Here is a 21,952-nt window from a genome sequence, read left to right as displayed (position 1 = left end):
CTTGAACGCGCTTTATTGAAACAATAAGAGTATAACATAAAAATATTATAGATGCAAGCGTTTTCTTTAAAAATATTATTTTTTATTAACTCAACTTGTATAGTTGTTCATATGTTAATAATTTCACATCTAAATGCCGAGTGGTCTATACCACTAAAAACAAGAAAACGAACAGGCTTCAGTCTCTATCAGTTAGGAATCAGCACTGTTCGTTTTTGTATATATAATCAAATTCAATTCTTAAATCTATAACTTAACAAATTTCTCAATGAAAAGCTTTTCATTGTTTTTATCATTTTTTAGATTCAAATTTTGTATAAGTTTCCTGAAGATAGGCATCAAAAACTTCTTCATCAGAAATCGTATCAGAAATGAAGCTTCCGTTACTAGTCCGTTCTGACAAATTCAAGTCTTGTAATCGGCTTTCGTAGATTGTTCCTTTGTTGGATTGAACAAGCAGAGTTTGGTCGTTCTCTTCCACTTCTGTACTGAAGAGGTCACCAACGAAGCCTTGTTCTGCAACCGCTCCTGCCAAGAAGACACGATGCGGTTTGTTTTTTAACTCACGCAAGACTTGTAAGCCACGTTTGGCACGACTTGTTGCCGGAATTTCGTCAATAGAAACACGTTTCAAACTTCCACGTTGGGTCAAGAGGTAGAAGGATGAGGTGTTACAGATAAAGGCGGATTGGAGAACATCATCTGCTTTCAGGTTCATAGCTTTGACACCTGCAGCCTTAGCACCGACAACTGGTACCTCTTCGATATTGAAACGAAGGGCATAACCATTTTGGCTAATCAAGAGAACATCATCCAGTTTAATCGGAGCCACTTCTACAATCTGGTCTGTCTCGTCTTTGAGCTTAGCATACTTGACAGACTTAGACTTGTAGGTCCGCCATGGGGTGAATTCTTTTCGTTCTACACGCTTGATTTGACCGAGACGAGTCGCCGCAAAATAGGTTGTCGCATCATCAAACTGATCCAATACTTCCACATAAAGGATTTCTTCGTTAGTTTCAAAGTTTGCAATGGTCTGGCTCAGATGCTCTCCGATATCCTTCCAACGAATATCTGCCAATTCATGGATTGGTCGATAGATGACATTTCCAAGGGTCGTGAACATCAAAAGATGCTGGGTTGTCTTGGCAGATTGTACAAAGATCAAACGGTCATCATCACGTTTGCCAATTTCTTCCAAGGTGGAAGCCGCAAAGGAACGTGGACTAGTACGCTTGATGTAACCTGCCTTGGTCACGCTGACGTAGGTATCTTCCTCAGCAATCAGACTAGCTGTATCAATCTCAATTACTTTTGCTGTGTCTTCTAAAGTACTCAAACGTGGAGTCGCAAATTTCTTCTTGACCTCACGAAGCTCTTTCTTCATGAGATTGTACATGGTCCGTTCATCACCGATAATCGCCGCAAGCATAGCAATCTTTTCACGCAATTCTGCTTCTTCTTCCTGCAAGACAACCACGTCTGTATTGGTCAAACGGTAAAGTTGCAAGGTAACAATGGCCTCAGCCTGCTCTTCTGTAAAATCATAGCTGACCTTGAGGTTTTCCTTGGCATCAGCTTTATTCTCAGAAGCACGGATAAGGGCAATGACTTCGTCCAAAATCGAAATTACACGAATCAAACCTTCGACGATATGGAGACGTTTCTCAGCCTTTTCCTTGTCAAAGCGTGAACGCGCCAAAATTACTTCACGACGGTGGGCAATATAGCTAGACAAGATTGGAACGATCCCAACCTGACGAGGCGTGAAATTGTCAATAGCCACCATGTTAAAGTTATAGTTGATTTGCATGTCTGTGTATTTGAAAAGATAATTGAGAACAAGCTCCGTATTAGCGTCTTTTTTGAGCTCAATAGCAATACGAAGACCGTCACGGTCAGACTCATCACGAACCTCAGCAATCCCAGCTACCTTGTTATTGACACGAACATCATCGATTTTCTTGACTAGATTGGCCTTGTTGATTTCATAAGGAATCTCAGTGATAACGATTTGTTCCTTACCACCTTTTAGCTTTTCAATCTCCGTCTTGGAACGAACAACCACGCGCCCTTTCCCAGTTTCATAAGCCTTCTTAATTTCATCACGGCCTTGGATGATGGCTCCTGTAGGGAAATCTGGTCCAGGCAAGAATTCCATAAGTTTTTCAACTTTAACCGTTGGATGGTCAATCATGTAAACCGTCGCATCGATAACCTCAGCTAAATTATGAGGTGGAATATCTGTGGCATAACCAGCCGAAATACCAGTCGAACCATTGACCAAAAGATTTGGAAAGGCTGCTGGCAAGACTGTCGGCTCTTTCTCCGTATCGTCAAAGTTCCAAGCAAAAGGAACTGTTTTTTTCTCGATATCCTGAAGGAGATAACCTGCAATTTCTGAAAGACGTGCCTCAGTATAACGCATAGCCGCAGGCGGATCTCCGTCCATAGAACCGTTATTACCGTGCATTTCAACTAAAATCTCACGATTTTTCCAGTCCTGTGACATACGAACCATGGCATCATAGATAGAACTGTCACCGTGTGGGTGGAAATTCCCCATGATGTTACCGACAGACTTGGCCGACTTGCGGTAACTCTTATCAAAGGTATTGCCATCCTTATTCATAGAATAAAGAATGCGACGCTGAACCGGCTTCAAGCCATCACGAATATCTGGCAAAGCCCGGTCTTGAATAATGTACTTGGAGTAGCGACCAAAGCGCTCTCCCATAATGTCCTCCAGGGACATGTTTTGAATGTTACTCATATAGGATACAGAGCCCGTAAAATACCAAGTGAAAATAGAAAATTCTTGAAGTAAGAAAGCTCACAAGAGAATTTATCTTTTTCACCTAGCATTTAGGGCGTGTTCAACTCCTTTCAAAGAATGTAGAGTAGATTTTTACAGAAAAGGTGTTCAGTTACTACAAATAACCAAACGGCCCTTTCTGTAGTTTAATCTTTTAAATTAGTCAGCAATTAAGAAGTCTCTCCTCAGCGTATTGAATCATCTTCTCAGCTACTTCTTTATCGTAGTCAAAATCCATCTTTTGAGCAAGGGACTGAGCCTCTTGGTGGAAAAGTTGCATCGTATCAAATAGAGACTGAGTGATTTTGTCTAAACTGGAAAAATCAAGAAGATTAGATAGCTCCTTCTCTTTTTCAACTGGCAAATGGTTAAAGAGATACTTGCAGTTCTTGCCGATTTCGACTCTTCCCCTAGCACTTGCTACCTGCCAAGCCAAGATTTTCAGGAGTTCTTGTTGACAAATGCCATAGAGATGATCGGTCGCGTAGATGAGCTGATTCCGACAAATCCCTTTGACAACGTAGGCCGACACCCACCAGAACTCATTGCAGGCTTTTTCAAAATCTGTCTGACTAGCTGGATTCGTCCAGTAACGCTCTATATTTGGTGAATAGGGTTCAAATAAATGCTCTGGATCTTCTAAAACAGTAAATCCGGCCTCACTATCCACCCACTCTTGAATTTGTTGTTTTGGACAGAGGGTTAGATCAATTCGATTTCCATCTTCAAAGAGCATGAGGTATAGACGACGTTGACCAAGACCAACTTCTTGCTCGATAATGCGTTTGCCAAACTGGTCCAACCAAGATAAATCTGTAATCAGCTCGTCCAGATTCTCTACAACATAGACTACGTCATAGTCTTGAAATTCATCTTTTGAGGCTTTTGTATCAGTCCGTGAACCAGACATGGCGACAGCCGTGACTTGTAAGGTTTCAGCAGTCTTTAAAACTACATCGAGCATTTCTGTTTCAGTTCTCATGTTTATACCCATTCATTAAAAACTAACTTAAAATACTGTCGCTTCTTCCAGCGTAAACTTGACATTATCTTCAATCCACTTACGTCGTGGTTCGACCTTGTCTCCCATAAGGACATTGACGCGACGTTCGGCGCGAGCCAGATCTTCAATGGTGACACGGATAAGGGTACGGGTTTCTGGATTCATGGTTGTTTCCCAGAGCTGGTCCGCATTCATCTCACCAAGCCCTTTATAGCGTTGGAGGGTAGCCCCTTTACCGAACTGCTTACGGAGTTCCTCTAGTTCTCCGTCTGTCCAAGCGTAGGCCACTTCTTCTTTCTTGCCTTTTCCTTTGGACATCTTGTAAAGAGGTGGAAGGGCAATATAAACATGTCCCGCCTCAACTAGCGGACGCATATAGCGGTAGAAAAATGTCAAGAGCAATGTCTGAATGTGGGCACCATCCGTATCCGCATCGGTCATGATAATGATTTTGTCATAATTGGCATCATCAATAGAGAAGTCTGCCCCAACACCTGCACCAATGGTATAAATCATTGTATTGATTTCCTCATTTTTGAGGATATCCGCCATCTTGGCCTTAGCTGTATTGATAACCTTCCCACGAAGAGGCAAGATAGCCTGGAACTTGCGGTCACGACCTTGCTTGGCAGAACCACCGGCAGAGTCACCCTCGACCAAATATAGTTCGTTCTTAGCAGGATTCTTGGACTGGGCTGGGGTTAATTTCCCAGACAACAAGCCCTTGTCTTTCTTGTTTTTCTTACCATTTCGGCTCTCATCACGCGCTTTGCGAGCCGCCTCACGAGCATCACGCGCCTTGATAGCCTTGCGAATAAGGTTAGAAGCTAATTCCCCATTTTCCATAAGGAAAAAGGTCAACTTATCAGCCACAATGCCATCCACAACGGGACGAGCAAGGGGGCTTCCTAGCTTGTCCTTGGTCTGACCCTCAAACTGCAAATGTTCTTCAGGGACCAAGATAGAAAGAACGGCTGCTAGTCCTTCACGATAGTCTGACCCTTCAAGGTTTTTATCTTTTTCCTTGAGAAGCCCAGTCTTACGCGCATAGTCATTCATAACCTTGGTAATGGCAGACTTGAGTCCTGTCTCGTGCGTTCCACCGTCCTTGGTGCGAACGTTATTGACAAAGGATAGAATGTTATCTGAAAATCCGTCATTGTACTGGAGGGCCACTTCCACTTGGAAACCATTGTCTTCCCCTTCAAAGTAAAGAACTGGCGTTAAGGTCTCCTTGTCTTCGTTGAGGTAAGAAACAAAGTCTTGTACCCCATTTTCATAGTGGAATTCAATCGCTTCGTCTGTGCGTTTATCCGTTAGAGACAAGGTCACATTTTTTAAAAGAAAGGCTGACTCATTGAGGCGTTCTGAGATGGTATTGTACTTGAAATCTGTCGTAGAGAAGATCGTCGCATCAGGCATAAAAGTAACCTTGGTACCTGTTTTAGACTTGGGCGCTGTACCGATTTTCTTCAAGGTAGTGACAGGTTTTCCACCATTTTCAAAACGTTGCTTATAGATTGCCCCATCACGGGTGATTTCAACCTCCAGCCAACTTGAAAGAGCGTTAACAACGGAAGAACCAACCCCGTGGAGACCACCAGATGTCTTATAGCCCCCTTGACCGAATTTCCCTCCGGCGTGAAGAATGGTAAAGATAACCTCAACTGTTGGGATTCCCATAGCGTGCATACCCGTCGGCATACCACGACCATGGTCTTGCACGGTCAAACTCCCGTCTTTATTGATGGTGACATCAATACGGTCACCAAATCCAGACAAGGCCTCATCGACTGCATTGTCGACGATTTCCCAGACGAGATGATGGAGACCTGCCCCATCAGTCGAGCCAATATACATACCTGGACGTTTACGGACGGCATCCAACCCTTCTAGCACCTGTATGGCATCATCATTATAATTGTTAATATTGATTTCCTTTTTTGACACAAGGAACCTCCTATTCGTTCATCTTTACTATTCTACAGGTTTTCCAAGGATTTTGCAAAATTTTTCTTTCTCCGGTGTGACAATTTCAGTAGAGATTCTCTGCCTTTCTTTCCCAATTCATGATATAATAGGAGTATGATTACAATAGTTTTATTAATCCTAGCCTATCTGCTGGGTTCGATTCCGTCTGGTCTCTGGATTGGACAAGTATTCTTTCAAATCAATCTGCGAGAACATGGTTCTGGTAATACAGGGACAACCAATACCTTCCGCATCTTAGGAAAGAAAGCAGGGATGGCAACCTTTGTGATTGACTTTTTCAAAGGGACTCTAGCAACGCTACTTCCGATTATGTTTCATCTTCAAGGTGTTTCACCTCTCATCTTTGGACTTTTGGCTGTTATTGGACATACCTTTCCTATCTTTGCAGGATTTAAAGGTGGTAAGGCTGTCGCAACCAGTGCTGGAGTGATTTTCGGATTTGCACCTATCTTCTGTCTCTACCTTGCGGTTGTTTTCTTTGGAACCCTCTATCTAGGCAGTATGATTTCACTGTCTAGTGTCACAGCATCTAGCGCAGCTGTTATCGGAGTTCTACTCTTTCCACTTTTTGGTTTTATCCTGAATAACTACGACCCTCTCTTCATCGCTATTATCCTAGCACTCGCTAGCTTGATTATCATTCGTCATAAGGATAATATCACACGCATCCAAAATAAAACTGAAAATCTTGTCCCTTGGGGATTAAACTTAACTCATCAAGATCCTAAAAAATAAAACGCCAGTTTGAACAGAACTGACGTTTTTTGTATGCTTATTTTGACTTGATATAGTTGATACCATCTGCTTTTGGTGCAACTGCTTTTCCAAAGAAGGCTGCCAAGACAAGAATGGTCAAAACATAAGGTGCGATTTGAAGGTAAACCGCAGGCACTCCTTGTAGGAATGGCAATTGAGAACCGATAACAGCCAAACTTTGTGAAAGCCCAAAGAAGAGACTAGATAGCATGGCTCCGATTGGATTCCATTTTCCAAAAATCATCGCAGCAAGGGCGATAAATCCAGGTCCAACAATAGTTGTCACTGAGAAGTTAACTGAGATGGATTGAGCATAAATCGCTCCCCCAATTCCACCTAGGAAACCTGAAATGATAACCCCTAGATATCTCATCTTGTAGACATTGATTCCCAAAGTATCCGCTGCTTGAGGATGTTCACCTACAGAGCGGAGACGAAGACCAAAGCGGGTCTTGAAGAGGATAAACCAAGCAAGGAAGGAGAAGGCAATCGCGATATAACCAAGCAGACTTGTTGATTTGAAGAAGATATCACCAATCACTGGGATATTAGCTAAGACTGGGAAGTCAAAGCGTCCGAAAGTCTGGCTTAGGTTATCTGTTTGTCCTTTATTATAAAGCACTTTCACTAAGAAAACAGCCAAGGCAGGCGCCATCAAGTTCAATACTGTACCGCTGACAACATGGTCTGCACGGAAATGAACTGTTGCTGCTGCGTGGATGATAGAAAAGATTCCCCCTACCACTCCTGCTACAAGCAAAGATAGCCATGGAGTTGCTGCTCCAAATTGTTCTGCAAATTCAAGGTTAAAGACGACTCCAGAAAAGGCACCCATAACCATAATTCCTTCAAGACCGACGTTTACCACACCACCACGTTCAGAGAAAACACCACCAATACTTGTAAAGATGAGGGGCGCTGAGTAAATCAGCATAGAAGATACCAAGAGGGTGAGCAAGGTTATAATAGACATCTTTACTTACCTCCTTTAACTTGTTTTTTCGGTTTGACAAAGCGTTCGATAAGGTAATGAACACTGACAAAGAAGATAATAGACGCCGTTACAATGCTGACAAGCTCAGACGGTACCTGCGCTGCATTCATACCAGGGGCTCCAACTTGGAGAACCCCAAATAGGAAGGCTGCAAAGAGAATACCAATTGGTGAGTTGGCCGCAAGTAGACTAACCGCCATCCCGTTAAATCCGACAGCCAATGATGCCCCTTGAACATAAACGTTCTGGAAGGTACCCAGACCTTCAACAGCTCCACCAAGACCAGCCAAGGCACCTGAAATAATCATTGAGAGGATAATGGTACGTTTTGCAGAAATACCAGCGTACTCTGAAGCATGTGGATTAAGACCAACCGCACGAATTTCAAAACCAAGGGTCGTTTTCTTGAGCATGAACCAAATGACTGCAACGGCAATAAGAGCAAAGAAAATACCAATATTCATCCGTGAATTACCAGTCAACTCAGCCAACCAAGGTGTCTGGTAGGTTGCATTAGCTCCAACACGAATCGTCGAATCTGTACTTTGCATGAAGTCTTTAGGAAAGGCATGAATAAAGGCATTTCCTACATACAAGACGATGTAGTTCATCATGATAGTTACGATAACCTCTGATGTCCCTAGATAAGCTCTAAGAATACCTGGAATGGCACCGACAATTCCACCAGCAATCAAGGCAATCACGATAGTTGCTAGAATCATCAAGGGACGTGGCATATCTGGATGCGACAAGGCAAACCAACCACTGAGAATCCAACCAGCCAAAGCCTGACCAGGAAGCCCAACGTTAAAGAAACCAGCACGACTGGCAACGGCAAAGCCAAGACCAATCAAGACCAAAGGCCCCATAGCACGGAAGATTTCTCCAATCCCACGCAGACTACCAAAGGCTGTATAGAACAATTCTTCGTAGCCCCAAATAGCATCATAACCGAAGATCCACATGACAATGGCTCCAAGTAAAATTCCTAGGAAGACAGAAATCAAGGGAACCGAAATTTGTTGTAATTTTTTAGACATCACTCTTCTCCTTTCCCAAGTTTCCACCAGCCATCAAGACACCAAGTTCTTGTTTATTGGTTGTTTCTGGTGACACAATACCTTGAATCTTCCCATCGTGGATAACGGCAATACGGTCTGAGACGTTTAAAATCTCATCCAATTCAAAGCTGACAACAAGGACAGCCTTCCCATTATCACGCTCTTCAATCAAGCGTTTGTGGATATATTCAATGGCACCGACATCCAAACCACGAGTTGGTTGGCTGACGATAAGGAGATCAGGATCTCGATCAATTTCACGAGCAATAATTGCTTTTTGTTGATTTCCTCCTGAGAGTGCAGCTGCAGGCACAAATTCACTAGCAGCACGAACATCAAATTCTTCCATTAGCTTTTTAGCATAAGAAGTAATATTTGAATAGTTCAAAATTCCATTTTTACTATGTGGTTCTTTATAGTAGGTTTGAAGGGCAATATTTTCAGAAATCATCATTTCCAAAATCAAACCATCACGGTGACGGTCTTCTGGAACGTGCCCAACACTCAACTCTGTAATCTGACGTGGGTGCAAGCCTACAATTGAATCTCCTTTTAGCTCAATGCTACCAGATTCAACCTTGCGAAGACCTGTGATTGCTTGAATGAGTTCAGACTGACCATTTCCATCAATCCCCGCAATACCAACAATCTCTCCCGCACGAACATCCAAAGATAGATTTTTCACAGCTGGGACACCGCGGTTTTCATTGACCACTAAATCTTTGATAGACAAGACCACTTCTTTTGGTTGAGAGGCTTGCTTCTCTGTCTTAAAGGAAACAGAACGTCCTACCATCATTTCGGCCAAATCGGCATTGGTTGCTCCTGCAATTTCGACGGTTTCAATTGATTTCCCACGACGGATAACTGTAACGCGGTCAGAAACTGCACGAATTTCATCCAACTTGTGGGTAATCAAGATAATTGATTTTCCTTCTTTGACAAGATTTTTCATAATAGCCATCAACTCATCAATTTCTGATGGAGTCAAAACAGCCGTTGGTTCATCAAAGATAAGGATATCAGCTCCCCGATAAAGGGTTTTTAAAATTTCTACACGTTGTTGGGCCCCAACTGAGATATCTGCTACCTTGGCAGAAGGGTCCACAGCTAAGCCATAACGTTCAGAAAGAGCCTTGATTTCTTTGCTAGCTCCAGCGATATCTAGCACACCTTTTTTAGTCAATTCACTTCCTAAAATGATGTTTTCAGCCACTGTGAAAGCCTCTACCAACATAAAGTGCTGGTGAACCATTCCGATTCCTAAGCTAGCCGCTTTTGATGGTGAGTCGAGGTTAACAACTTGACCGTTGACCGCAATTTCACCACTGGTTGGTTCAAGAAGCCCTGCTAACATGTTCATTAGCGTGGACTTACCAGCCCCATTTTCTCCTAAAAGTGCATGAATTTCACCTTTTCGTAGGTGAAGGTTGATTTTGTCGTTGGCAACAAATTCACCAAACACCTTGGTAATATCACGCATCTCAATGACATTTTCGTGTGCCATGTGCTCTTCCTTTCAGAGTCTTATTTTATTTCAATAAAACTTGCTAGTTTGTCTAGTAGCAAGCTTTACTGAGACAAAATGACTTTGCCTCAACTCTTAAAAAAGCGGCCGAGGGCCGCTTCCTAAGAAATGACTTCCATCCATTATTTTTCAGGAACTTTTACGCTTCCATCAAGGATTTTAGCTTTAGCATCTTCAACAGCTTTTTTACCTTCTTCTGAAAGGTTTGTTACCGCTAAGTCAACCCCTTTATCTTTCAATGAGTAAACGATCACTTGACCGCCAGGGAATTCACCTTTTTCTGCCTTATTAGCAATATCTTTTACAGTTGTACCAACTTGTTTCAAAGTAGATACAAGAACAAAGTTTGATTCTTTTCCATCTTTAGAAGTGTATTTACCTTCTCCTACTTGGTCACGGTCAACACCGATAACCCAAACTTTTTCACTTTCAGAACGGCTTTCGTTGAGTGATTTTGCTTCTGCAAAGACACCTGCACCTGTTCCACCTGCTGCTTGGTAAACAACGTCTGCACCAGCTGCGTATTGTGCTGCTGCAATTGTTTTACCTTTAGCAGCATCACCAAATGAACCAGCATAATCAACTTGTACTTTGATAGATGGGTCTACTGACTCAACACCAGCTTTAAATCCAGCTGCAAAACGTGAGATAACTTCAGACTCGATACCACCTACAAAACCAACTTGTTTTGTTTTAGTTGTTTTAGCTGCTGCAACACCTGCAAGGTAAGCAGCTTCGTTATCAGCAAATGTTACGCTCGCAACATTCTTTTGATCTTTAATCACATCATCAATCAAGACATAGTTCAAGTCAGAGTGGTCTTTGGCTGCTTCTTCAACTGCATTGTGAAGGGCAAAACCAACTCCGAAGATTAGGTTGTAACTTCCAGCCGCTTGTTGCAAGTTGTTAGCGTAGTCAGCTTCACTTGTTGATTGGAAGTAAGTGAAACCTTTATCTTTTGAAAGATTGTGTTCTTTACCCCAGTCTTGCAAACCTTCCCAAGCTGATTGGTTGAATGATTTGTCATCAACACCACCAGTATCAGTGACGATTGCTGCTTTTGTCTTCACATCAGAAGATGAAGCTGCGTTACGAGAAGAGCGGTTACCACATGCAGCAAGTCCAACTGCTGCCACTGCAACTAGACCAAGGCCTAGCCATTGTTTCTTGTTCATTACTGAACCTCCTAAATAAGATGTGCAACGATGTTGCAAGTATGGATTGGTTGGCCACAAGGACCGTGCCACTCAGAGAGCGACTCAGACTAGTTTAAGTCTGTAAAAGAGTATGGAAGTAACTCCCCGACCGTCATCTCGACCGTCGATTTATCTTTTGCGACTAAAGTCACTTTTAGATCTTGTTCAAAAAATTCAGCCATCACTTGGCGACAAGCACCACATGGCGAAATTGGTTTTTCAGTCTGTCCATAGATAATCAATTCTGAAAACTCTCTTTGGCCTTCGGAAACTGCTTTAAAAATCGCTGTACGCTCTCCACAGTTGGTCAAAGAATAGCTAGCATTCTCGATATTGACACCTGTATAAATGTTCCCATCTTTCGCCACCAGAACAGCGCTAACAGGAAAGTGAGAATAGGGGACATAGGCATGTTTGCTGGTTTCAATTGCTAGTTCAATCAACTCAGTAGTCGCCATCTGCCAATTCTCCTTTTAAAATGGCTACACCAGCTGACGTTCCGATACGGGTCGCACCTGCTTCAACAAAGGCAAGAGCATCTGCATAAGAACGAGCTCCACCAGCTGCCTTGACTCCCATATCAGGTCCAACAGTTTCACGCATTAATTTGACATCTGCTATCGTAGCTCCACCAGTTGAAAAGCCAGTAGATGTTTTGACAAAGTCAGCTCCCGCTTTTTTGGCTAATTGACAAGCCACAACTTTTTCTTGGTCGGTCAATAAGCAAGCTTCAATGATGACTTTCACTAACTTGTCACCACTTGCTTCTACTACTGCGCGAATGTCAGACTCAACCAAATCAAGATTACCTGATTTGAGAGCTCCAACATTGATCACCATATCAATCTCATCTGCACCATTTTGGATAGCTTCTTTGGTTTCAAAAGCTTTCACTGCTGAAGTTGTTGCTCCCAAGGGAAAACCTATTACTGTACAAATCTTGACATCTGTACCTTCAAGCCCTTTTTTAGCATGTTCAACCCAGGTCAGATTAACACAGACACTGGCAAAATCATACTCTCTAGCCTCAGACAACAAACAATCAATTTGTTTTTCTGTCGCATCCTGCTTCAAAAGCGTATGATCGATATATTTATTTAATTTCATATACGGATTCTCCTGTCGTTTATGAGATAATTTCTATAATTTCTCGTAAACTTTGCACACTATCATTTATTTTAACATATTTTTGAAAATCTGTAACTAGCTGAGGAGAAATTTTTCCATTTGTGTATACTTTTGCAACAATTTCTCCCTTTTGAACGGAATCTCCAACTTTCTTTTCAAAAACAATTCCTGTTTCATAGTCCAAGGCATCAAACTTGACTGCACGACCTGCCCCCAGTCTCATAGCATAAAGTCCAAATTCCATAGCTGGAAGAGCTGAAATGACACCCGTTTCCTGAGCAGGGATGTCCACCACATGGGCTACATTTACAGGACGATAGAGGTCTTCCAAGTCTCCACCTTGGGCTTGGACCATCTCCTCAAACTTAGCCAGTGCTTGACCATTTTCAAGATGTTGGTGAACTTCTTCAATTGTCTTGTTAACATTTGCAAGGCCAAGCATAATTTGAGCCAGTTCGCATATAAAATGGGTAATATCCTGACGGCCTTGACCTTGTAAAATCTCCAATGCCTCAAGGATTTCTAGACGATTTCCAATCGCTCGTCCCAAGGGCTGACTCATATCCGTAATGACTGCTACCGTTTTTCTACCAACTGCCTTACCAAGATTCACCATAGTTTGAGCCAGTTCACGCGCCTCATCAACCGTCTTCATGAAGGCACCCTCACCGACAGTTACGTCTAGCAAAATAGCATCCGCTCCTGCCGCGATTTTCTTGCTCATCACCGAACTCGCAATCAAAGGAATCGTGTCGACAGTTGCGGTCACATCACGGAGGGCGTAGAGAAGCTTATCTGCTTTGACAAGCTGGTCTGATTGCCCAATGACAGATACACCAATATCCTGAACCTGACGAATAAAATCTTCTTGACTACGCTCTACTTGATAGCCCTTAATGGACTCCAATTTATCAATTGTCCCACCAGTATGGCCGAGACCACGACCACTCATTTTTGCCACAGGCACACCGAAGCTAGCAACAAGGGGAGCTAAAATCAAGGTTACCTTATCACCAACACCACCCGTAGAATGCTTGTCAACCTTAACCCCATCAATAGCAGATAAATCAAACTCTTGCCCTGTCTGAACCATTTTCATGGTCAAATCAGATATTTCTCGAGTCGTCATTCCTTTAAAATAAACAGCCATAGCAAAAGCAGACATCTGATAATCAGGAACAGTTCCTGACACATAGCCTTCTACCAGCCATTCAATTTCACTCGAAGTTAATTCTTGACCATCTCGTTTCTTTTGGATTAAATCAACTGCTCTCATTCTTTCACACTTCTAAGGATATAGTATCCCTTATCTTTTTTGACGATTTCACAATTGCCAAACACATCTTCCATCTTAGACTTAGCACTTGGAGCCCCTTGTTTCTTCTGGATAACGATTGTTAAATCTCCACCAGTTTCCAAAAAATCTTTACTTTTCTCAATAATTTCATGAACCACTTGCTTGCCCGCACGGATAGGAGGATTAGAAATGACATGGTCAAATTTCCCTTTAACTTGTTCATAGATGTTAGACTGGAAAATCGTCGCTTCTACTTTATTTCGTTCAGCATTTTGTCGGGCCAAATCCAAGGCACGATTATTGATATCGACCATGGTCGCCTGAACTCCATAAGCCTTAGCCAAGGACAAGCCCAAAGGCCCGTAACCACAGCCTACATCAAGGACAGTCTCTCCTTGGTTGACCTCAAGACACTTGAGCAAAAGTTGACTGCCAAAGTCAACCATTTTCTTGCTAAAAACACCCGCATCCGTCAAAAAGGTCATTTTCTCTCCCAACAAGTCCACTCTTAACTCATGAATGTCGTGAGCAGCGTCAGGATTTTCTGCATAATACATTTTACTCATGAAACTATTTTACCATAATTTGACTTAAATTGTAAATCGTTTACAAATTGATAATAAAACGAAAAAGACTGAAGAAAGCTAGTAAGTAAAACATTTTCTTCAATCTCTTTAAACACTTATAAATAATAAGCCATTTAGAACTAGAAATATCATAATTAGGATATAACAAAATGTTTATCATCTATAATTAGGCGCATTCTTATTACTATTGCTTAACCTTCAGATACTTAATTATCAACAAAATTCCCAACAGGATGTTTAGATAAAAGCCCAACTGATACGTTTTTGTCAGGATTTCCAAACTTGTCCAAAGTCGGATTAAATCTTCTAGCGACATGCGGAAGAAATAACCCTCTGTAGCAATCCATAGAACTAAAAAGACATAACTACCAGCAGCAAGCCATTTCGTCCACCGTTTTTTTAGGAAGAAAGCAATCAAGAGCGAACAAAGAAAGACAACTGTTACAATGGCATGTTCCATCAAAAAAGTAAAACCGTAATAGATTTCCACAAAGCGTCTACCATTATCCGCATTCGCCCCTTTTATAAAAGGTAAGGCAAAACTTAAAATAAAACAGAGTTCCAATATGTAACGTTTTAAGATTTTCATAGTACACCTCCTATAAGTTGTGAACTAAAAAGCCCCCTTTATTAGCTTATAAATCAGCAGAAAGTAGTTCCTACTTCATCAATAAATTGTTCAACCCTATCTACTTCTATTATACGATATTGGTTTACTATCATCAAGAAACCGCTTTATTTTTTTAGCTTTTTATGGTATGATAAACAAAATATCTAGGGGAAAACAAATGACCAACGAATTTTTACATTTTGAAAAAATCAGCCGCCAGACTTGGCAATCTTTACATCGAAAGACAACACCTCCTTTGACAGAAGAGGAATTAGAATCTATCAAGAGTTTTAATGACCAGATTAGTCTACAGGATGTTACCGATGTCTATCTCCCCCTAGCCCATCTCATCCAGATTTACAAGCGTACCAAGGATGATTTAGCCTTTTCCAAAGGAATCTTCCTCCAACGTGAAAGTAAATCCCAACCTTTTATCATTGGAGTTTCTGGGAGTGTTGCCGTTGGAAAATCCACAACTAGCCGCCTACTACAAATCCTACTGTCCCGTACGCTTACAGATGCTACGGTTGAGTTAGTAACAACTGACGGCTTTCTCTATCCCAACCAGACCTTGATTGAACAAGGGATTTTAAATCGCAAGGGATTTCCTGAAAGCTATGATATGGAAGCTCTTCTTAACTTCCTGGACCACATCAAAAATGGACAAGATGTAGATATTCCTGTCTATTCTCATGAAGTATACGACATCGTACCTGAGGAAAAACAAAGCGTCAAAGCTGCAGACTTTGTGATTGTTGAGGGAATCAATGTCTTTCAAAATCCACAAAACGAGCGTCTCTATATCACTGACTTCTTTGACTTTTCAATCTATGTTGATGCTGCAGTAGATGACATCGAGAGTTGGTATCTCGACCGTTTCTTGAAAATGCTGAGCCTAGCCCAAAACGACCCTGATAGCTACTATTATCGTTTTACTCAAATGCCGATTGGGGAAGTGAAATCCTTTGCCCATCAGGTCTGGACCAGTATCAATCTCACAAATCTACAAAATTATATTGAACCGACCAGAAATCGTGCGGAAGTGATTCTTCATAAAACAAAGAACCATGAAATCGATGAAATTTACTTAAAAAAGTAATTTTCCCTTGTCAAAACGTCAGTTTTCAGATATAATGGTATAGTTAGTAAATATGGAGGTAAGAACATTGGCAAACATTAAATCAGCTATCAAACGTGCTGAATTGAACGTTAAACAAAACGAAAAGAACTCAGCTCAAAAATCAGCTATGCGTACTGCTATCAAAGCTTTCGAAGCAAACCCATCTGAAGAACTTTTCCGTGCTGCTAGCTCAGCTATCGATAAAGCAGAAACTAAAGGTTTGATTCACAAAAACAAAGCAAGCCGCGACAAAGCTCGTCTTTCAGCTAAACTTGCTAAATAAGAAACAGTCCATAGAGGCTGTTTTTTTGTCTCCAAATAGGAAAAGGTAGAAAATGAAAATCGCAATTATCGGATATTCTGGTGCTGGTAAGTCAACGCTAGCCGAAAAGTTATCTAACTACTACTCCATCCCAAAACTTCACATGGACACACTCCAATTTCAACCTGGTTGGCAAGACAGTGACCGTGAATGGATGTTGGATGAGATGAAAAAATTTCTCACCAAGCATGAAGATTGGGTCATTGATGGGAATTATTCTTGGTGTTTATATGAGGAAAGAATGCAGGATGCTGACCAAATCATCTTTCTCAATTTTTCTCGCTGGAATTGTCTGCTACGAGCCTTTAAACGATACCTCACATACCGAGGCAAGGTCAGAGAAAGTATGGCAGCTGGTTGTCAAGAACAATTTAATTGGGAGTTTATCAGATGGATTCTTTGGGACGGACGAACTAAAGCTCAAAGAAAAAATTACCAAAAACTTTGCCAAGAATACTCACATAAAGTCACTATTCTTCGAAATCAAAGAGAGCTAGATCAATTTCTAGATAAGAAAAGGAAGTCCTCCAATTCATAAAGAAGGGCTTCCTTTTTTAGATATAATTACTCTGCAATCAAGGTTTCTAATCCAACCTTCATCATATCTGTGAAGGTATTTTGGCGTTCTTCTGCAGTCGTGTCTTCATCTGGATTGACCAAACTATCAGAGATAGTCATGATAGCAAGGGCATCAACGTGATGTTGGGCAGCCAAATAGTAGAGAGCTGCTGCTTCCATTTCCACAGCCTTGACTCCCCATTTACCAAGCTCGATATTCTTTTCAAAGTAGTTTGAGTAAAAGACATCAGAAGACAAAACGTTCCCAACGTGGGTTGTCATACCGAGTTCTTTGGCGATATGGTAGGCCTTGTCCAGCAAATCAAAGCTAGCGATTTGTGGAAAATCATACTGTGGCCAGTCATTGCGGATGATGTTTGAGTTGGTTGCAGCTGCCTGCGCCAAAACTAATTCACGGACGTGGACATCTTCATTCAAAGAACCTGCAGTTCCCACACGGATCAATTTTTTCACACCGTAGTCCACAATCAACTCACGCGCATAAATCGAAATAGATGGCATCCCCATCCCTGTTCCCATGACAGATACACGGTGGCCCTTGTAAGTACCAGTGTAACCAAACATGTTACGCACTTCGTTAAAACAAACAGCATCTTCAAGGAAATTCTCCGCAATAAACTTGGCACGAAGAGGATCCCCAGGAAGAAGAATTTTATCAGCAATTTCACCCTGCTGAGCAGCAATATGGATAGACATAATATAAGATACCAAACCCGTCAAAAAGCAAAGGGAAAATAGGAGTTGGGTGCAGTGAGCGATGCTCGCTAGACCAACTATCTTTTTCCCACTGCTTTTAGGGTGGGTTCAATTCCTTTCTTTCTTAATTTTGATGATATTGAGAAGATTAGACCGGCTTCAATTCAAGCCCGAATTCCCCTTCTCTTCTGAGTTTTTAGAAAAGTTTTCCGTTCGTGTTCAAATTAGAACACGCGCTCTACCTTTCTTTTTTTATTTTTATATTTCATAGCTAGGAAAAATCGGATTCAACAATGACTCCGATAATCCTACTACATTTTTATTTAAAACAGTTATAAATAAATTGAGAGTATTTTTTTATCTTTTAAATCAAATCCTTGACTAGAAGAAATGGGTATTTCCTACCTAATTACTTTATTCTTTGACTTCTGACACAGTATGCTAGTCCAAGGAAAGCGGTCTAGCATTTTTGCAAATTCATAGGCTAAAACAGCTGTTACTAAGAGATACGGAAGAGAATCTATACCTAGCCTAGTGAAACCTATAACTAATCCGGTTGCAGAAATGGGCGCTCTCAAGGTCACAGATAAAAAGCAAACAGATCCCAAAAGTAAAGTGGTTGGCTGACTGTCCAAACCTAGAATCATGCCCAAGAGAGCAGCTCCAGCCATCCCCAAGGCAAAAGATGGCGTAAGGGTACCACCATAGGCACCTGCCCACAGAATAATAAGAACAACTATTGCTTTTAGAATAAACAAGAGGAGTACTGTTTTACCATTACTACCATTCAATACTTCCTGAGCCAGCATACGTCCATTTCCAAGTAGATGTGGAAAGGAACTTGCAAGACCAGCAAGACAAAGAAAAGCTGAGGGCAATGTGAGAAGTATTCGTTTATCTTTTATTCTGTTTGAAGACACTTCTTTACTTAAGCGACCAAAAAGCCAAGCCAGTGGGGTTAAGAAAAGAAGTAATAAGGGAATAATCCATATTTCCTTTAATGACCATGTGATGGCTGGAATCTGGTAGAGAACCTGATCTGAAATAACCAAGCCTGCTATATAGGTTGAGACATAGGTAGTCAAACCGACTAAGACAAATCGTTTAATAGATAGAGCAATTCCTAGGGTTTCAAAAACAAAGAAGACACTTGTTAATGGAACCTGATAGACAGCTGCTAAACCAGCACCAGCACCACAAGCAAGGAGAAAGATTTGATCCTTCTTAGAGAGAGAACATATTTTTCCAATTGGTCCTGCAAATAGAGTTCCAATCTCTCGTGGCGCAGCTTCTTTGCCAATAGGTGCTCCCCCTCCAACTGCAATAATCTGCCAAATTGAATGAAATAGCTGTCTTAAAAAATGAAGATTGTATTGTGAAGTCTCATCCTTCATCTGTGCTTTAATGGAAAAAATCTTCGACCCTTTTTGCAAGAAATACCAGACCAAGGATGAAGCAAGACCCACGATTATTAAACTTAGTCCTATCCGTGAGGAGGAAACTCCATCTGTCAAAAATCCACTATGATGCTCTGACTGACAAAAAGCTAGCTCCTCCACAATCTCTAAAAGATAATGGAGAACTATACCAGATAAACCCGAAACTATTCCTTGTAGAATTACTGCTAGGAAAAATCTAAAATTATAAGGAATCTTTCGAAAAAATCTCCTCAAGTCCTTTAACATGATTACAATTCAGCAAGAATCGCTTTCAGCAAGCCTTTGAAGTCGCCTTTAACACGTTCAGTCACTTCTACAACTTCTTCGTGGTTGAGTTCTTCTTGGAAGCCTGCTGCATGGTTAGTAATACATGAAATACCGAGAACTTTCAAACCTGAGTGAGCTGCCACAATAACTTCAGGAACAGTAGACATACCAACTGCATCTGCTCCAAGTGTCTTATAGGCGCGAATTTCTGCTGGTGTTTCATAAGTCGGACCAGTTACACCGATATAGACACCTTCATCAAGCTTGATACCAAGTTTCTTAGCCACTTCATGGGCAGTTGCACGGTATTCTGGTGTATAGGCTTTAGACATATCAGGGAAACGTGGACCAAAATCATCCAAGTTTTCACCCATCAATGGGTTCTGCCCCGTCATATTGATATGGTCTGAGATAGCCATCAAGGTACCAGGACCAAATCCAATACCCCCAGCTGCATTGGTTACAATAACACCTTCACATCCAAGAACTTTCATGACACGAACTGGGAAAGTCACGACTTCAAGAGGATTTCCCTCGTAGAAATGGAAACGCCCTTGAAGAGCTAAGACCTTGCGACCTGCAAGTTCACCATAAACCAATTTCCCAGCGTGTCCGACTACTGTAGAACGGCCCCAGTTTGGGATATCTGCATAATCTACTACAACTGGATTTTCGATTTCTTCTGCCAATTCTCCAAGTCCTGATCCAAGGATTAGACCGAACTCAGGCGCTAGGATACCCTTTTCTTTCAGGAAGGCAGCAGTTTCATTGATTTTATCTAAAAATGTCATTGTATGTCTCCTTTATTATTTTTTAGCATTTGACCGATTTTGTCGAAAGTTTTAGCATTACGAATGGTGATGTTGCGATAAAAAGGCATCTTGAGTAAGTATTTGTGATAGGCAGTTGCATAGTAGGATTCCTCAGAGAATTTCCCCCAGAAAATCCCAAGTCTTCCAAAATGAACGATTTCATCTTTCAATTCCAAACTTTCAACTGTCTCAATGACTTGAACAACATCCAATCCCTCAGTGTAAAAGAGGAAATCCTTTCGTGCCAAATCTTTGATCCACCAATCTGGCAGATTATTCAGCTCTTCTTCATAATCTTCCTGACTCAGCAACGAAAAGCTCTGAATAAATGGATAATGGATTTCAAAGAAAGACTCTAACTTTTCAACCAATTGGGCTTTGGGATCTGTCGAAGTAAAGAAAATATTGCCACTGTTGATGTAGGTTTCAACCTTTCCCAGTCCCAACTCTGTCAATTCTTGACGAAGTTGCGCCATGACAACCTTATTCTTCCCACCGACATTAATGCCCCGAACAAGTAAAGCATATCGCGTCATCTTATACCAATTTACCTAAGAAACTTTCCCCAATCATGGCAGTTTCAACACCAAAGTTATCCGCAACTGTCGCTGAGATATCTGCAAAATGTCCGACTGGTAGCAAACCGTTCCCTTTAAAGGCAGGGCTGTAGGCCAACAATGGAATATATTCACGAGTGTGGTCTGTTCCTGCATACGTTGGGTCATTTCCATGGTCCGCAGTAATCAAGAGAAGGTCGTTCTCTCTCATGGCTGCGATAATTTCAGGTAAGCGTTCATCAAACTCATGCAAGCAATCACGGTAGCCGTGAGCATTACGACGGTGGCCGTAAAGGGCATCAAAGTCCACCAAGTTTGTGAAGGAGAATCCTTTTTCAAACTCAGCAAGGCCCATGGTCTTCAAGAGTGTATCAATTCCGTGGCTATTTGACTTATTGTGTCCCATATCATGGTTGATACCCGCACCGTTAAAGATATCATTGATTTTACCAACAGCATAAGTATCGATACCAGCTTCATTGAGTTTATCCAAAACAGTTGGTGCAAATGGAGATACGGCCAAGTCACGACGATTTGCTGTACGAGTGAAGTTACCTGGTTCACCTACATAAGGACGGGCAATGATGCGACCTAGAAGGGCTGGGCGCTCAAGGGTAATCGAACGAGCGTATTCACAGATACGATACAATTCATCCAGAGGAATGATGTCTTCGTGGGCAGCAATTTGCAAAACAGGGTCAGCTGAAGTATAGATAATCAACTCCCCAGTTTCCATCTGGCGTGGTCCAAAGTCATCGATAACGGCTGTACCTGAGTAAGGTTTGTTAGCTTCACGAATGACCTTGCGTCCTGAGAATTCTTCAATTTTTGTCAAGATTTCTTCTGGGAATCCATTCCAGAAAGTATCGAAAGGTTCTGTAATGTTAAGGCCCATGATTTCCCAGTGTCCAGTCATGGTATCCTTACCAAGAGATACTTCTTCCAATTTTGTTGCATATCCTGTTGGATTGCTTTCAGCTGGAACAGTCTTAAGAGGAGTTTCTCGAGGAATATTTCCAAGACCAATTTTAGCCATGTTTGGGACATTCAAACCAACTGCTTTTGAAATGTGTCCTAATGTGTCAGAAGCTCCATCTGGAACCCCTGCATTGACAAAGTTATTGGCATCTGGTGCAGCACCGATTCCTACAGAATCTAGTACCACCAAGTGAATACGATTAAATTTTGACATA

21 protein-coding genes are annotated in these 21,952 nt (G+C 41.6%); 4 read left to right on the top strand and 17 right to left on the bottom strand.

Annotation, left to right across the window (positions count from 1 at the left end; all coding sequences use genetic code 11):
- Positions 1 to 292 precede the first annotated feature (292 nt).
- From parC to parE, 3 genes are all read right to left on the bottom strand, one after another.
- A complete protein-coding gene (gene parC / locus O3599_RS01590) occupies positions 293 to 2,773 on the bottom strand; it encodes a DNA topoisomerase IV subunit A (RefSeq protein WP_247939810.1) in 2,481 nt (826 codons plus the stop codon).
- A 205-nt stretch (positions 2,774 to 2,978) separates the two neighbouring features.
- Positions 2,979 to 3,797 (bottom strand): aminoglycoside 6-adenylyltransferase, encoded by an 819-nt coding sequence (locus O3599_RS01585; RefSeq protein ID WP_084928609.1) that lies wholly within the window; start codon positions 3,795 to 3,797, stop codon positions 2,979 to 2,981.
- Positions 3,798 to 3,824: 27 nt separating this feature from the next.
- The gene (parE, locus tag O3599_RS01580) at positions 3,825 to 5,768 is read right to left on the bottom strand and encodes a DNA topoisomerase IV subunit B (RefSeq protein ID WP_247939811.1); all 1,944 of its coding nucleotides are present in this window, start codon (positions 5,766 to 5,768) and stop codon (positions 3,825 to 3,827) included.
- Between the two features lie 135 nt (positions 5,769 to 5,903).
- On the opposite strand from parE, the gene plsY reads away from it, so the two are divergent.
- Entirely contained in the window at positions 5,904 to 6,545 is a 642-nt protein-coding gene (gene plsY, locus O3599_RS01575; protein WP_049540373.1) for a glycerol-3-phosphate 1-O-acyltransferase PlsY, read from the top strand.
- Between the two features lie 37 nt (positions 6,546 to 6,582).
- Here plsY and O3599_RS01570 read toward each other — a convergent pair whose 3' ends face one another.
- The 9 genes from O3599_RS01570 to O3599_RS01530 all read right to left on the bottom strand — a co-directional run bounded on the left by O3599_RS01570 (position 6,583) and on the right by O3599_RS01530 (position 14,946).
- Positions 6,583 to 7,539: an ABC transporter permease gene (locus tag O3599_RS01570; protein ID WP_049539391.1), complete on the bottom strand. Its 957-nt coding sequence runs from the start codon at positions 7,537 to 7,539 to the stop codon at positions 6,583 to 6,585.
- A 2-nt stretch (positions 7,540 to 7,541) separates the two neighbouring features.
- Positions 7,542 to 8,600 carry an ABC transporter permease gene (locus O3599_RS01565; protein WP_033683459.1) on the bottom strand — a complete coding sequence of 353 codons (1,059 nt, stop codon included), beginning with the start codon at positions 8,598 to 8,600 and terminating at the stop codon, positions 7,542 to 7,544.
- On the bottom strand, positions 8,593 to 10,128 hold the full coding sequence (locus O3599_RS01560) for an ABC transporter ATP-binding protein (RefSeq protein WP_049539387.1): 1,536 nt from the start codon (positions 10,126 to 10,128) through the stop codon (positions 8,593 to 8,595). Before O3599_RS01560 ends, O3599_RS01565 begins: the two co-directional genes overlap by 8 nt.
- A 143-nt stretch (positions 10,129 to 10,271) precedes the next feature.
- On the bottom strand, positions 10,272 to 11,324 hold the full coding sequence (locus O3599_RS01555; protein WP_049539385.1) for a BMP family protein: 1,053 nt from the start codon (positions 11,322 to 11,324) through the stop codon (positions 10,272 to 10,274).
- Between the two features lie 89 nt (positions 11,325 to 11,413).
- Positions 11,414 to 11,803 (bottom strand): cytidine deaminase, encoded by a 390-nt coding sequence (locus O3599_RS01550; protein ID WP_049539384.1) that lies wholly within the window; start codon positions 11,801 to 11,803, stop codon positions 11,414 to 11,416.
- Positions 11,790 to 12,452 carry a deoxyribose-phosphate aldolase gene (deoC, locus tag O3599_RS01545; protein WP_049539383.1) on the bottom strand — a complete coding sequence of 221 codons (663 nt, stop codon included), beginning with the start codon at positions 12,450 to 12,452 and terminating at the stop codon, positions 11,790 to 11,792. The genes O3599_RS01550 and deoC overlap by 14 nt, the downstream gene beginning before the upstream one ends.
- 19 nt (positions 12,453 to 12,471) lie before the next feature.
- Positions 12,472 to 13,749 carry a pyrimidine-nucleoside phosphorylase gene (locus O3599_RS01540; protein WP_269797966.1) on the bottom strand — a complete coding sequence of 426 codons (1,278 nt, stop codon included), beginning with the start codon at positions 13,747 to 13,749 and terminating at the stop codon, positions 12,472 to 12,474.
- Positions 13,746 to 14,336, bottom strand: coding sequence for a class I SAM-dependent methyltransferase (locus tag O3599_RS01535; protein ID WP_078238317.1), 591 nt, complete (start codon positions 14,334 to 14,336; stop codon positions 13,746 to 13,748). The genes O3599_RS01540 and O3599_RS01535 overlap by 4 nt, the downstream gene beginning before the upstream one ends.
- Positions 14,337 to 14,541: 205 nt before the next feature.
- The gene (locus O3599_RS01530) at positions 14,542 to 14,946 is read right to left on the bottom strand and encodes a hypothetical protein (RefSeq protein WP_261086486.1); all 405 of its coding nucleotides are present in this window, start codon (positions 14,944 to 14,946) and stop codon (positions 14,542 to 14,544) included.
- 199 nt (positions 14,947 to 15,145) lie between these two features.
- On the opposite strand from O3599_RS01530, the gene coaA reads away from it, so the two are divergent.
- The 3 genes from coaA to O3599_RS01515 all read left to right on the top strand — a co-directional run bounded on the left by coaA (position 15,146) and on the right by O3599_RS01515 (position 16,947).
- Positions 15,146 to 16,066, top strand: a complete 921-nt coding sequence (gene coaA / locus O3599_RS01525) for a type I pantothenate kinase (protein ID WP_371511776.1) — start codon at positions 15,146 to 15,148, stop codon at positions 16,064 to 16,066.
- 67 nt (positions 16,067 to 16,133) lie between these two features.
- Positions 16,134 to 16,370 (top strand): 30S ribosomal protein S20, encoded by a 237-nt coding sequence (gene rpsT, locus O3599_RS01520; RefSeq protein ID WP_001274000.1) that lies wholly within the window; start codon positions 16,134 to 16,136, stop codon positions 16,368 to 16,370.
- 52 nt (positions 16,371 to 16,422) lie between these two features.
- Positions 16,423 to 16,947 carry a DNA topology modulation protein gene (locus O3599_RS01515; RefSeq protein WP_247939770.1) on the top strand — a complete coding sequence of 175 codons (525 nt, stop codon included), beginning with the start codon at positions 16,423 to 16,425 and terminating at the stop codon, positions 16,945 to 16,947.
- Positions 16,948 to 16,973: 26 nt separating this feature from the next.
- On the opposite strand, the gene deoD is transcribed toward O3599_RS01515, so the two are convergent.
- The 5 genes from deoD to O3599_RS01490 form a co-directional block, all read right to left on the bottom strand.
- Complete coding sequence (gene deoD, locus O3599_RS01510; protein WP_000022091.1) at positions 16,974 to 17,684, bottom strand: purine-nucleoside phosphorylase; 711 nt, start codon at positions 17,682 to 17,684, stop codon at positions 16,974 to 16,976.
- 401 nt (positions 17,685 to 18,085) lie between these two features.
- Positions 18,086 to 19,369, bottom strand: a complete 1,284-nt coding sequence (locus O3599_RS01505; RefSeq protein ID WP_247939769.1) for a chloride channel protein — start codon at positions 19,367 to 19,369, stop codon at positions 18,086 to 18,088.
- A 2-nt stretch (positions 19,370 to 19,371) separates the two neighbouring features.
- Positions 19,372 to 20,181 carry a purine-nucleoside phosphorylase gene (locus O3599_RS01500; RefSeq protein WP_247939768.1) on the bottom strand — a complete coding sequence of 270 codons (810 nt, stop codon included), beginning with the start codon at positions 20,179 to 20,181 and terminating at the stop codon, positions 19,372 to 19,374.
- On the bottom strand, positions 20,178 to 20,738 hold the full coding sequence (locus tag O3599_RS01495) for a DUF1697 domain-containing protein (RefSeq protein WP_000199125.1): 561 nt from the start codon (positions 20,736 to 20,738) through the stop codon (positions 20,178 to 20,180). Before O3599_RS01495 ends, O3599_RS01500 begins: the two co-directional genes overlap by 4 nt.
- A 1-nt stretch (position 20,739) precedes the next feature.
- Positions 20,740 to 21,951, bottom strand: coding sequence for a phosphopentomutase (locus O3599_RS01490; protein WP_000033090.1), 1,212 nt, complete (start codon positions 21,949 to 21,951; stop codon positions 20,740 to 20,742).
- Between the last annotated feature and the right edge of the window lies 1 nt (position 21,952).

The sequence above is a fragment of the Streptococcus sp. 27098_8_103 genome, assembly GCF_041432345.1.
Taxonomy (GTDB): Bacteria; Bacillota; Bacilli; order Lactobacillales; family Streptococcaceae; genus Streptococcus; species Streptococcus mitis_BV.
The sequence above is the reverse complement of the archived record's forward strand: the minus strand, read 5'-3'. Positions and strand labels throughout refer to the sequence as shown.

Coding starts and splice junctions, on each gene's coding strand:
- parC (WP_247939810.1), bottom strand. CDS start 2,773: ATGAGTAACATTCAAAACATGTCCCTGGAGGACATTATGGGAGAGCGC.
- O3599_RS01585 (WP_084928609.1), bottom strand. CDS start 3,797: ATGAGAACTGAAACAGAAATGCTCGATGTAGTTTTAAAGACTGCTGAA.
- plsY (WP_049540373.1), top strand. CDS start 5,904: ATGATTACAATAGTTTTATTAATCCTAGCCTATCTGCTGGGTTCGATT.
- O3599_RS01570 (WP_049539391.1), bottom strand. CDS start 7,539: ATGTCTATTATAACCTTGCTCACCCTCTTGGTATCTTCTATGCTGATT.
- O3599_RS01565 (WP_033683459.1), bottom strand. CDS start 8,600: ATGTCTAAAAAATTACAACAAATTTCGGTTCCCTTGATTTCTGTCTTC.
- O3599_RS01560 (WP_049539387.1), bottom strand. CDS start 10,128: ATGGCACACGAAAATGTCATTGAGATGCGTGATATTACCAAGGTGTTT.
- O3599_RS01555 (WP_049539385.1), bottom strand. CDS start 11,324: ATGAACAAGAAACAATGGCTAGGCCTTGGTCTAGTTGCAGTGGCAGCA.
- O3599_RS01550 (WP_049539384.1), bottom strand. CDS start 11,803: ATGGCGACTACTGAGTTGATTGAACTAGCAATTGAAACCAGCAAACAT.
- deoC (WP_049539383.1), bottom strand. CDS start 12,452: ATGAAATTAAATAAATATATCGATCATACGCTTTTGAAGCAGGATGCG.
- O3599_RS01540 (WP_269797966.1), bottom strand. CDS start 13,749: ATGAGAGCAGTTGATTTAATCCAAAAGAAACGAGATGGTCAAGAATTA.
- O3599_RS01535 (WP_078238317.1), bottom strand. CDS start 14,336: ATGAGTAAAATGTATTATGCAGAAAATCCTGACGCTGCTCACGACATT.
- O3599_RS01530 (WP_261086486.1), bottom strand. CDS start 14,946: ATGAAAATCTTAAAACGTTACATATTGGAACTCTGTTTTATTTTAAGT.
- coaA (WP_371511776.1), top strand. CDS start 15,146: ATGACCAACGAATTTTTACATTTTGAAAAAATCAGCCGCCAGACTTGG.
- O3599_RS01515 (WP_247939770.1), top strand. CDS start 16,423: ATGAAAATCGCAATTATCGGATATTCTGGTGCTGGTAAGTCAACGCTA.
- deoD (WP_000022091.1), bottom strand. CDS start 17,684: ATGTCTATCCATATTGCTGCTCAGCAGGGTGAAATTGCTGATAAAATT.
- O3599_RS01505 (WP_247939769.1), bottom strand. CDS start 19,369: ATGTTAAAGGACTTGAGGAGATTTTTTCGAAAGATTCCTTATAATTTT.
- O3599_RS01500 (WP_247939768.1), bottom strand. CDS start 20,181: ATGACATTTTTAGATAAAATCAATGAAACTGCTGCCTTCCTGAAAGAA.
- O3599_RS01495 (WP_000199125.1), bottom strand. CDS start 20,738: ATGACGCGATATGCTTTACTTGTTCGGGGCATTAATGTCGGTGGGAAG.
- O3599_RS01490 (WP_000033090.1), bottom strand. CDS start 21,951: ATGTCAAAATTTAATCGTATTCACTTGGTGGTACTAGATTCTGTAGGA.